Below are 11,788 nucleotides of genomic sequence, written 5' to 3' on the forward strand. Positions count from 1 at the left end.
CTAGTCAGTGTTTTCTTTAATTGCTAATCGCAATACTGAACATGCAGAGTTCTCAGTAAATCGATCTTTACCTGTACCGAATAAAACGCTGCGCCAACTATCCACTTTTGGTGTGCCAAGGACCAGTAAATCATAGGATGCTGATGCTTTAGATATCGCCTCGATACTATCATTTGACCTCATAACAACAAGTTTGCTTTCAGACTTGGAATTAGCAATTAATTCTAAGGAGGTGCTTTCCATTTGTTCTAATTCCTCATCTGAGATGGACTCTGGCACCACTCGTAAGAAGGCAAAACTAGCATCGTAAAACTGACAAATACGATCAGCTACTTCAATAAACTTTTCATCATTTCTTCCAGGTCGCAAAGCGATAAGAACTCTTGTAATATATCTAACTCCATTATCCTTGAATAGGGCCAGGTTTGAATTGATATGGGTCACCAGCCAGCCTACAGGGTTACTAATAAGTATTCCTGTTCGCGCTTTACCATCCCATCCCATAACCAGCCAATCACAATCTGTCTGATCACTAAGTTCATAAATGGTTTCCTGAAGATTATGGGTGACGACCGACTCAAAATCCACATCTAAATCTCTGGTTGTTGCCAGTCGAGAAAAGCGTCTCGCTAGTGAATTAACTTTTGGGTTTTCTTCAACAACCGCCTCTAGAAATGTCTGATTTGGCACCTCGGTAAGGTTGGCCACTTGTAACTTATCTCTTGTGTTAAGCGCCGCACCAATTTCTACCAACATCTCAGGAGATGTCTCACTACCTAGCAGTGGCACCACGACCCCAGCGTCGTCCATTATCTCACCGTCTAAATAAGACTTATCAATTGGAATGTCTGATTTATGTACCTGTTTCTTATTTCGTTTACGTTTATAAAGTAAAAATAAAGCTGGGCGGTGACCGTATTTTCTAAGAACACCAACCCTAGACGTCTTTTTGCCATAGCGGAGATATATTAAAACCCCAAGAATAGAAATGGTGATAACAGCTAATATTGGTAAAGCACCGAGCATTATTAAAAGTATAATCCCAGTAACAATACCAAATAACTGCATAAAGGGATATAACGGTGAACTGTAGGCAGGCTTATACCATTGTGTGGCCGTCTCTCTTAAGATGATAACACAAGCATTAACAGAGATAAACATCATTACCATAAAGGCACTTGCCAATTTTGCAATTTTCTCAACATCCAAAAAAATGATTGCTAAGGCCATTACAAAACAAGTGAGAATTATAGTGGAGATTGGCGTGAGATATCGACTGTGTATTTTCCCCATAAACTTAGGCATCAACTGGTCAATCGCCATGGCAAAGGGGAATCTAGAAGCTGCCAAAACGCCAGAATTGGCCATGGATACCAATGTTATAACTCCAACAGCAGCAACGACGTATCCTATGTACTTCCCGCCAAGGATTTCAGCTATTGTGTAAATAGGCTTAATATCTGAAGACAGGCTTTCCATTGGAATATTCCCCACAAGGACAAAGGCTACAGACACATATATTGCTGACATGATCAATAAAGAAAGCATCATTGCTCTAGGAAGGTTAACACTTGGGTTCTTTATCTCACCTCCAATGGCAGCTATTTTTGTAACACCGGCATATGATATGTAGACAAAGGCTACTGTAGAAAACAAACCTGTTGAGCCTTGGCTTAAAAATGGCTCTAACAGATTATCCTGTACTACTGGCAATCCGAAAATGAGGATTGTCGATAGGCAAATAATACTAATGCTGACTATAATTTTTTGAACCTTCCCTACTTTTTTGACCCCAAAAATGTTTAGAACTAGTATGACGCTCAAAAATAAAATAGCGATGTATTTTGTGAGTCCTGATGACATGTTAACCAGTACTGTTAGATAAGCTCCAAATCCAACTAAAGCGAAGGCGCTTTTAAGAAGTAGGGACAACCATAACCCAAGCCCTGCAATGGTACCAAATACTGGTCCAAACGTGCGCTCTATGTATACATAAGTCCCACCTGATGATGGCATGGCTGTTGCCAACTCACTTTTAGATAATGCTGCCGGTAAAATACAAATCGCCGCTAAAAGATAAGCGAGCCAAATAGACGAGCCAGTTTTAGCAGCTGCAATTCCCGGAAGTACAAAAATTCCACTTCCAAGCATACCCCCGATACTTATGGCTATAGCCGACGACAGGGAAATACTTCTATTAAGTTTTTTCAATCAGTTGATGTTTATGCCCCAAAATAACCTTTTTTTTCCACTCCTATAAAATCACAATAAAATCTAAACTGCCACTTAATTTATAAGGCTTTTTTATATTTTGCGACTGCTATGAGGTTATACCCTATTGAAGCGGGAAATTTTAAGCTAGATGGAGGGGCTATGTTTGGCGTGGTACCCAAGTCGCTTTGGCAAAAAACCAATCCTGCAGATTCCAACAACATGATAGATATTGCCGCTCGGTGTTTACTAATTGAGGACGGAGATCGATTAATCTTAATTGATACAGGTATGGGTGACAAACAAAGCGATAAATTCTTTGGTTATTACTATCTATGGGGAGATGACTCTATTGATAAGAGTCTAAAAAAATATGGTTTCCATAGAGATGATATAACTGATGTGTTTATGACGCATTTACATTTTGATCATTGTGGTGGTAGTATCCAGTGGAATCAAGATCGTACCAGTTTAGAGCCAGCTTTCAAAAATGCTCACTTTTGGAGCAATGAAGATCACTGGCTATGGGCTACCCAACCAAATAGACGGGAAAAGGCTTCCTTTTTAAAGGAAAACATCATTCCTATGGAGGAATCAAGCCAATTGAATTTTACTGCTGTCCCTAACGGGGATATTCTCCAAAATTCAAAATTAGGTTTTGACATCTTTTTTGTCAGTGGCCATACGGATAAACAAATGGTGCCTATGATTTCATATGAAGGTAAGACCATATGTTTTATGGCAGATCTTTTACCAACTGCTGGTCACTTACCGCTACCATTTGTTATGGGTTATGATACGCGCCCTTTGATAACGCTCGATGAAAAAGAGCGATTCTTAAATATGGCCGCAGACAATAACTTCTATCTGTTTCTAGAGCATGATGCTCACAATCAAATTATTACTGTACAACATACGGAAAAAGGTGTGCGGTTAAAAGACACCTTTACCTGTCAAGAGATATTCAATTTATAATACTATATGAAGACTAATTTTAGAAAGCTTTTTGGGCTTGGCTTGCTTGGACTGATAATGTCCTGTGGAAGTAACACCATCATCTCAACTCCTGTTGAAAACATTGATTCCTCTCCTTTAAAAGTCCAAGAATTAACGGAAGATGAAAAAAAGTCTTGGGGGCATCTGGATTTGGCTAAAGATACCATTCCGGGAATGAGTGTTGATAAAGCCTATTCAGAAATCATTAAAAACAGAAAAGGAGCGTCTGTTATTGTGGCGGTCATTGATTCAGGAATTGACATTGACCATGAAGACTTAGATGATGTTGTTTGGACCAATGAAGATGAGGTTCCAGGCAATGGTGTTGATGATGATAATAACGGCTATATTGATGATGTACATGGTTGGAATTTTCTTGGTAAAGGGTATGACGAGCAGTTAGAGTATGTTAGGTTGTTATCTCAAAAACTAACTCAGGATGCCAGATATGAAGAAGCGCAAAAACTGCGCGAATCTGAATACCAGAAATATGCCTCCTACAAAATTCAGTATAATCAAATAAACCAGCAGTTGCTCAATGCTGATGAAGCCTTAAGAAATCATTTGGGCAAAGAAGATTACACTGAAGAGGATGTCAATAACATTAAGAGTGATGAGCCTCAAGTGAATCAGGCGGTTCAGTTTGCTCAATATTTATTTAGTAATGGTCTTAGCTCTATGTCTGAGGCAAAAACTGAATTAGGTAATGCCCTTCTCGATATCAATGACCGCTTAAACTATAATCTCAACATTGACTTTAACGGTCGAACCACTGGTGACAACCCTAATGACCTTAATGACGTGGGTTATGGTGATGGTAATGTATCGCCAGTAAGGAAGACTGAGGCTCATGGCACTCATGTTGCTGGTATTATTGCCGCTGAGCGAAATAATGGTGTTGGTATCAATGGTGTTGCAAATAATGTACAAATCATGTCAATTCGTGTGGTGCCTAATGGAGATGAGTACGACAAAGATGTGGCTCTGGCTATAAGGTACGCTGTCGATAATGGGGCAAAAGTTATTAATGGTAGTTTTGGTAAATCCTTCTCTCCTCATAAGGAGTGGGTGTGGGATGCTATTAAGTACGCGGCTGATAATGATGTGGTCATTGTACATGCCGCTGGTAACGATAGTAATGATATAGATGTTGAGCCTAATTTTCCAACCGATAATAACAACGGACAAGAAGTGGCAGATAATTATATCTCCGTTGGCTCATTAACTAATTCCTATGGAAGTAAAATGGTGTCTGAGTTTTCAAACTACGGCAAACAAAATGTAGATGTTTTTGCACCTGGATCTCAGGTATATTCTACTACACCCGAGAATGAATACATGTTTAAAGGTGGGACCTCAATGGCCGCACCAGCAGTGGCTGGAGTTGCTGCATTAATAAGGTCCTATTATCCAAAACTCAAAGCCAACCAGGTTAAGCAGGCGATCTTAGAATCTGGGCTTGCCCTAGATACCCAAGTCATTGTTGGGGGTGAGGCTACAGACATAAGAGCTTTTAACACCCTTTCCAAAACAGGAAAAATCGTCAATGCATTTAATGCCTTAATTGTTGCTTCTAAATTATAATTCCAATGAAAATCAAAATATTAATTCCTATTCTGGCAATTGGACTACTGTCATTTAGTCAAAACTCCTTAACTAAACAACCATATCCTGGCTACTGGCAACAACACGTTGATTATAAAATGGAAATTGATATGGATGTAGAATCCTATCAATACGATGGGAAACAAACCCTTACTTATACTAATAATTCGCCAGATGAATTAAACAAGGTGTTTTACCACCTTTACTTCAATGCCTTTCAACCAGGCAGTGAGATGGATGTTAGATCCCGAACAATTCAAGATCCGGATCCAAGAGTTAAAGACCGTATTAGCAAATTAAACCCTGATGAAATTGGGTTTATAAAAGTCAATTCTCTCAAGCAAAATGGTACTGATGTAACTTATGAGGTCGCTGGAACTGTTTTAGAGGTCTTATTAAACGAAGCTATAAAACCAGGAGAGAAAGCAGTTTTTGAAATGGATTTTAAAGGACAGGTCCCAACTCAAATTAGAAGATCAGGAAGAAACAATGCAGAAGGAGTAGCATTGTCCATGACTCAATGGTATCCAAAATTAGCAGAGTACGATTTTGAAGGTTGGCATGCCGATCCATACATTGCTCGTGAGTTTCATGGTGTCTGGGGGGATTTTGACGTGAAGCTAACTATTGATAAAAATTATGTGGTTGGTGGTACTGGGTATTTGGAGAGCGAAACCAAGGTAAAAAAAGGTAAAAAGACACTTCATTTTGTGGCGCCTGCAGTTCATGATTTTACATGGGTGGCAGATCCAGAATTTAACCACGATGTTCTGGAAATGGAAAACGGACCCACTTTAAATTTCTATTACAAAAAAACCATGGATGAGGAGTTTCTTAAAAACTGGAAAGACCTGCAACCAAAGACTGCTGCGCTCATGACATATTTTAGTGAGCATGTGGGGGCATACCCATACAAACAATACTCTGTAATTCAAGGGGGAGATGGAGGAATGGAATACGCTATGTGTACCCTTATTACCGGTAAACGTAAATTCGGGAGTTTGGTAGGTGTCACAGCTCACGAGATGGCTCATACCTGGTTCCAATTTCTTTTAGCCACCAACGAAGCCCGTCATGAATGGATGGATGAGGGATTTACCAGCTATATCTCTGATTATGCTATGAATGAAGTAATGCAAAGTGGTAAAGATAATCCTGTGGCTGGATCCTACAGAGGCTATACATACCTGGCTAATTCTGGTGTAGAACAGGCATTAACTACTCAGGCAGATCGTTATGCTTACAATCAGGCTTATGGAATTTCAGCTTACAGCAAAGGATCCGTATTCTTATCGCAATTAGGTTATGTGATTGGAAAAGAAAATCTTGATAAAACCATAAAGAAATACTTTGTCGACTTTTCATTTACACATCCAACACCAAATGATATTATTAGAACTGCCGAAAAGGTCTCTGGCCTTGAACTGGAATGGTACCTGATTGATTTTGCTCAAACAACCAATACCGTTGATTACGGTATTAAATCTATTGAAGGAAAGACAATTGTTCTAGAACGCATTGGGTTAATGCCAATGCCAATTGACTTACGTGTTACCTATGCTGACGGAAGTACAGAAGATTTGTATGTTCCCCTTCAAATGATGCGGGGTGAAAAACCAACAACCGCTCGAGTTCTGGATGATTGGGCCTGGGCCTACCCCACTTATTCTGTGACTCTAGATAAAGAAGTAACTGGAGTGGAAATTGATCCGTCCAAATTCATGGCTGACATTAAGCCTGAGAACAATAAAAAGTAAAAAAGCGCCCATGAGGCGCTTTTTTTATGCGTGAAACCACCCGGATTTTTCATAAAGATACTTTCGAGCAACACGTTCTCTGTTATACAATAAAAGATGTGTTTTGTCTTCCTGTTTATTTCTGTAGCCTAATAAATGAAAGATGGATTTCGCCATGAATCGCGTCACTTTTAAGTTGGCTCTTAATATACCGCGTTTTCTATCGAACCATGAAATACCAGGTAACAGAGTTAATAATTGATCCGCCCTGATTTTACGCAAAAGAGCTGATAACTTTAAAAAGAACACAGGAATAGTCCTGATAATAAAAAAGCCATCTTCTCCCTGCTTTTGGTATAATGGCATAAACAAACGTGCAGTTAAAGGAGATTTTATTATGGTATCATTGGATAGGGCTAGTTCGTCTCCGAGTTTAATTTTTTGGAAACTCACAAAACCAGGGTTCATTTTAAACTCTTCAAAGGGCTTGATCTCGTATTTGTACATCACTTCAAAAACCTCTCTTAATCCTCTGGCTTGGTTTCTAAGCGTTCTGTAAAAGTTTGGATAACGAATGAAATTCTCCATAGCAGACAAGCCCGCTATGACTATTGACAAGTATATAAAGGCCTCACAGTTAGTGACAGAATCCGCATCTGTGTGTTGTCCTGCTTCAAACCCAAGAGATACATAACCCTGTTTATTTAAGTAACTCAGAAGGGGTCCTTGAAGATACTCCTCAATCCCTAAAACAATTGGTACTGGAAAATGCATGGAGAAATATCGGTTAATTAAAGCGTCATTAATAGTAATAAAAGGAAGCGTTGGGCTTGAAGTGGTGTGAAAATCAATAAAATAAACAGGATTATTGTTTGTTTTAAGAATTCCCTGAATAATATCAAATAATTCTACCTGTTCTTCTTCTTCCGCGGTTAACCTCTGTTTGGTCGGTAAGGCTTTAACCCGATCTTCTGTCCAAATTCTATTCAGATCTTTTTCAATGAAGCGTTTATTGGTACTTAAAGCTTTGAGATTGCCATAGATGCCATAAATTTCACCCTTAATTACCTTTGGGTCTAAATCAATCAAAACCTTTTCAAGTGCAGTTACCCCAGCTGGCTCGTTGCCATGAATACCCCCAAAAAAAACTACTGCAGGACCCTCCGAGACTCCTTTTACATGGTGAATGATTCGGCTGGACTGTGTTTCCTTCTTGTTCAAAACAGCAACAGGTTGAGGCATGTTACAAATCATTGGTGGTTAGAATTCCTAGTAATTCGCTCTTTCTGGTAACTGGAAGACAATGAATTCTATTATCTCGCATGAGCTGTGCAGCTTCTTCCAATGGTTTTTCCTGTGAAATAGTAATCAGATTTGTTGTCATAACCTTTTTTACTGGAATATTAAGTTGATCATTTCCTAACTTTATAAGGTCAGTCCAGGACAGAAGTCCACATAGGTCTTTTTGTTTGTTAATTACTGGTAAATGATGAATATTTTTCCATTTCATCAGGTGATATACCAGTTCTAAACTATCTTCTTCATCAACCAAAAGAATCTTGGTTTTCATGTTGTGTTTTACAATACGCATGTGATGTGGCTTTTTCTCTACTCCGGGGTCTAAAACATCCCAAAATGCCACTGATTTATTCTTTAATTGGTTCTTATAAATATGAGACGTGATGTTTTGTAAGGCTTCAAAATTGGTTTGTTCTTTTTGCAAGGATCGGTAACTGTTAACCATCCATTCAGCTCCATTTTTATTAGAAATCCGATCTTTAATAATACCTAGGTAATAATCGATATCCTTCGAAGATATATTGGCTCTTCTAAGAGCTTTCTCGGCCAATGGAATTAATTGCTCTAACAACAATTCAGCGGCGGGAATTCTTTTTCCAAACCATACAAATTGGGTTTCCATGCCATACCTCGCCGCCTTGTAAAAATTGGACTTCACATCCCTAAACAATAATTGGTCGGCGATGTTTTCGAAACCATCCTTTTGAGCCAACATTAAGCCCACCCAAAACATCATTGTGGCAATTTCATCTGCAAGGGTTGGTCCAGACGGAATGTAGCGGCACTCTATTCGTAAATGGGGTTTGTTGTTTCCCACGCCATAACATACTCTGTTCCATTTGTAAACAGTTCCATTATGTAAGGCTAGAGCACGTAATTTAGGTGTGATTCCTGTTTGGTATAGTTCCTCGCTATCTTCTAGCTCATTAGAGGACAATAAACTTCTAAATCGAGCAATATTGTCTTTAAAAATATCTGTAACAGTTCCACGTTCCCAATCAAAACCAAAACTTACACGGGCTTCTTTTTCTTTATGTATAAATGAGTTTGCTCTGGTATCAATACTTTGTGTAAACAGTGCGATTCTTGTTTCTGCCCACAGTTCTCTTCCAAATAATAAAGGTGAATTAACACAAGTACTTAAAACTGGTCCCGCGATGGCCTGCGCCCAGTTATACTGGTCTATAAAATTATCAGGATTGATTTGCAGGTGTGTTTGAAAGCTTGTGTTACAAGCCTCTAACATCACACAATCATTAAGCAAATTAAGTTCATCTACCCCTTTTATATGTACATGAAAATCCTGCTGTCGGGTAGACTTCAAAGTATCATTTAACACATGATACCTAGCTTTGTTAGTCATATACTTTTCTGAAATATGCTTTAATCTTAAGGTTGGTAATATTCCTGTTAGAATAATTTTAGAATGGTGATCCTTAGCTTTTTCAATAGCGTATTCCAATTTTGATTTAATCTCATCATGTAAGGCAGAAAAGCAATTCGCCTTCAGCACAAGTGGGTTGGAATTTAATTCCAGATTGTACCTGCCAATTTCCGTAGTAAAATCATCATCATTTATATCATCAAGTACTAAAAGACTGTTATCAGCAGGAAAATAATTATCGGATACCAAACAAAACTCCTGCTCTGCTCCGATTCTTATTGGTTTTTTCTCAAAATCATCATTTTCGAGCATGGTATCAAGAACCTTTAGGTCCTTAATTAAATGATGAATGTATAAAGCTTTATCTTTAGGGCGGTCTAATTTTTTAACATGAAGATGTCCCATGGCGCACCGGATTTAGTAAGTACCTTGTAAGGTAGTGCTAATCTGAGCGTTAAAAAATGATAAATATCATGGGCATGGTGTAGTGCAGAATTGCTATTAATGAAACCCTTCTCTTTTTCCAGAAATGAAAAGCTTAAAAGTAAAGCACAGATTGATCGCCTCTTCGCTGAAGGAAGATCAATTACAGTCTATCCTTTAAAATTAATATTCACAGAAGCCACTTTTGATGACAAAAGTACTATAAAGGCTGCTGTTTCTGTGAGTAAACGCCATCACAAGAAAGCCGTAACACGTAATAAAATAAAACGACTACTTAGAGAGGCTTATCGATTAAACAAGCCTTCGGACTTTAACAAAACGGAAACAGGCTTCGCTTTAATGATTTTGTACCTTAGTAAAGACCAGCCATCTTATGAATTGATACATTCAAAAATGACAATGTTAATGGCTAAGTTTAAAGCCTCAATAGAAAACAAATCATGAAAAGAAAGCAGCAAATACTAATTGTTCTCTGTATAGCAGGAATTCTCACGTTTACTAGCGCAGCAAAATTTAATTCCAACTTCTTTGAAATCGCTAAGCAGATAGAAATATTCACCACACTTTTCAAAGAACTTAATATGAATTATGTGGATGATACCAATCCCGGAGAATTGATGGATGGTGCTATAAAAAGTATGCTGGACGATCTGGACCCTTACACTAAATTTTACAACGAGCAGGATGTTGAAGCTTCAAGAATTAACCAAGCCGGGGATTACACAGGTATTGGAGCCAAAATTCTAACTAAAAAAGATAAGCTGATTGTAATCGAACCTTATAAGAATTATGCAGCAGATAAAGCCGGACTAAAAGCCGGAGACCAAATAATTAAGGTGGATAATATTAGAGTGGCTGATTTTAAAGATGACGCCGCCAACTTACTTCAGGGATCTGCTGGAACTTCTGTTGAGATAACTTACCTGCGCAACGGTAAAGAGGAATCTGTGGAAATTTCAAGAGAGGCTTTGGAAATCCATGCTGTACCTTATTACGGAATGGTTAATGACAATACTGGTTATATTGTCCTTAGAAAGTTTAATAGAAAAGCATCTTCAGAAACCATTGAAGCGTTAGAAGCCTTAAAAGCTGAGGGGGCCACTAAGCTTATACTAGATCTTAGGGGTAATCCTGGGGGCTTATTAAATGAAGCTGTGAACGTAACCAATATCTTTATTCCAAAAGAACAATTGGTGGTAACCACGAAGTCTAAAGTAAAGAAGTATAACCGAACTTATTTAACCAAAAGAGATGCCATTGATCTTGAGATTCCGTTAGTTGTTTTAATTGACGATAGATCTGCATCTGCTAGTGAGATTGTTTCCGGAGCCTTACAAGATATGGATAGAGCAGTGGTTATTGGGGCGCGTAGTTTTGGAAAAGGTCTGGTGCAACGACCAAAACCAGTAGCTTACGGTACTCAAATGAAAATTACTATATCCAGATATTACACCCCTTCCGGACGCTGTATTCAAGCACTGGACTATTGGAATCGGGATGCCGAAGGAAAAGCTACACGCGTTAAGAAAGAAAATTACAATGCATTTAAAACTAGAAATGGAAGAACTGTTTATGATGGTGGTGGAGTGCAACCGGATATTGAGTTAGAACAGACGGGGCTCTCCCCTATTACAAAGGCTATTGTTAAGGAACAGCTTGTTTTTGATTATGCAACCCAATATTACTACAAGAATCCAGAGGTTGATCTTGGTTCTTTTGCCTTAACAGATCGAGATTTTAAAGATTTCAAATCCTTGATTAAATCTTCAAACTTTGATTTTAATACGAAGACTGAAGATGCCTTGGCAATTCTTGTTGATACTGCAGAAGAGGAAGATATAAGTTCTGATATTTCAAATTCTATAAAAGCGCTGGAAAAAGAACTAGTTAACTACAAAGAAAAAGCCATCGATGAGAATAGAAATCAGCTAATCAGTTTGTTAACTGATGAAATTATTAAACGTTATTATTATAGCGAAGGAGTCTATGATTATTATACTAAGAATAATGCAGAAGTTCTAAAAGCCGCCGATGTTCTTAAAAACACATCTGAATACCAGAATATTTTGAGGTAAGTGTTAAATTTTTCTATATTTAACTCGATTGATTGATT

Annotated in this window: 8 protein-coding genes; 5 read left to right on the forward strand and 3 right to left on the reverse strand. The window is 38.2% G+C overall.

Annotated elements, in window-relative coordinates; translation table 11 throughout:
- Nucleotides 1-2,211: an amino acid permease gene (locus DN064_RS00920; RefSeq protein ID WP_115460732.1), complete on the reverse strand. Its 2,211-nt coding sequence runs from the start codon at nt 2,209-2,211 to the stop codon at nt 1-3.
- Nucleotides 2,212-2,322: 111 nt separating this feature from the next.
- Here DN064_RS00920 and DN064_RS00925 point away from each other — a divergent pair, with 111 nt between their 5' ends.
- Genes DN064_RS00925 through DN064_RS00935 form a run of 3 tightly spaced genes read left to right on the forward strand, consistent with a single transcriptional unit; the run spans nt 2,323 to nt 6,569 of the window.
- Nucleotides 2,323-3,186, forward strand: coding sequence for an MBL fold metallo-hydrolase (locus DN064_RS00925; protein ID WP_115460733.1), 864 nt, complete (start codon nt 2,323-2,325; stop codon nt 3,184-3,186).
- Between the two features lie 6 nt (nt 3,187-3,192).
- Nucleotides 3,193-4,791, forward strand: a complete 1,599-nt coding sequence (locus tag DN064_RS00930) for a S8 family peptidase (RefSeq protein WP_115460734.1) — start codon at nt 3,193-3,195, stop codon at nt 4,789-4,791.
- 5 nt (nt 4,792-4,796) lie between these two features.
- The gene (locus tag DN064_RS00935; RefSeq protein ID WP_115460735.1) at nt 4,797-6,569 is read left to right on the forward strand and encodes a M1 family metallopeptidase; all 1,773 of its coding nucleotides are present in this window, start codon (nt 4,797-4,799) and stop codon (nt 6,567-6,569) included.
- A 24-nt stretch (nt 6,570-6,593) separates the two neighbouring features.
- Here DN064_RS00935 and DN064_RS00940 read toward each other — a convergent pair whose 3' ends face one another.
- Together DN064_RS00940 and DN064_RS00945 are read right to left on the reverse strand one after the other, a co-directional pair.
- Entirely contained in the window at nt 6,594-7,769 is a 1,176-nt protein-coding gene (locus DN064_RS00940) for a succinylglutamate desuccinylase/aspartoacylase family protein (protein ID WP_232827325.1), read from the reverse strand.
- Between the two features lie 22 nt (nt 7,770-7,791).
- Nucleotides 7,792-9,636, reverse strand: coding sequence for a CBS domain-containing protein (locus DN064_RS00945; RefSeq protein ID WP_115460737.1), 1,845 nt, complete (start codon nt 9,634-9,636; stop codon nt 7,792-7,794).
- 99 nt (nt 9,637-9,735) lie between these two features.
- Here DN064_RS00945 and rnpA point away from each other — a divergent pair, with 99 nt between their 5' ends.
- Nucleotides 9,736-10,119 (forward strand): ribonuclease P protein component, encoded by a 384-nt coding sequence (rnpA, locus tag DN064_RS00950; RefSeq protein WP_115460738.1) that lies wholly within the window; start codon nt 9,736-9,738, stop codon nt 10,117-10,119.
- Complete coding sequence (locus DN064_RS00955) at nt 10,116-11,750, forward strand: S41 family peptidase (RefSeq protein WP_115460739.1); 1,635 nt, start codon at nt 10,116-10,118, stop codon at nt 11,748-11,750. Before rnpA ends, DN064_RS00955 begins: the two co-directional genes overlap by 4 nt.
- The last annotated feature ends 38 nt before the right edge of the window (nt 11,751-11,788 follow it).

Origin of the sequence: Winogradskyella aurantiaca, assembly GCF_003362725.1 — a bacterium.
In the GTDB taxonomy this organism is placed as follows: domain Bacteria; phylum Bacteroidota; class Bacteroidia; order Flavobacteriales; family Flavobacteriaceae; genus Winogradskyella_A; species Winogradskyella_A aurantiaca.

What these genes read in the sequence shown, in the direction of transcription:
- rnpA (WP_115460738.1), top strand. Translation starts at nt 9,736, where the DNA reads ATGAAACCCTTCTCTTTTTCCAGAAATGAAAAGCTTAAAAGTAAAGCA.
- DN064_RS00935 (WP_115460735.1), top strand. Translation starts at nt 4,797, where the DNA reads ATGAAAATCAAAATATTAATTCCTATTCTGGCAATTGGACTACTGTCA.
- DN064_RS00930 (WP_115460734.1), top strand. Translation starts at nt 3,193, where the DNA reads ATGAAGACTAATTTTAGAAAGCTTTTTGGGCTTGGCTTGCTTGGACTG.
- DN064_RS00925 (WP_115460733.1), top strand. Translation starts at nt 2,323, where the DNA reads ATGAGGTTATACCCTATTGAAGCGGGAAATTTTAAGCTAGATGGAGGG.
- DN064_RS00955 (WP_115460739.1), top strand. Translation starts at nt 10,116, where the DNA reads ATGAAAAGAAAGCAGCAAATACTAATTGTTCTCTGTATAGCAGGAATT.
- DN064_RS00945 (WP_115460737.1), bottom strand. Translation starts at nt 9,636, where the DNA reads ATGGGACATCTTCATGTTAAAAAATTAGACCGCCCTAAAGATAAAGCT.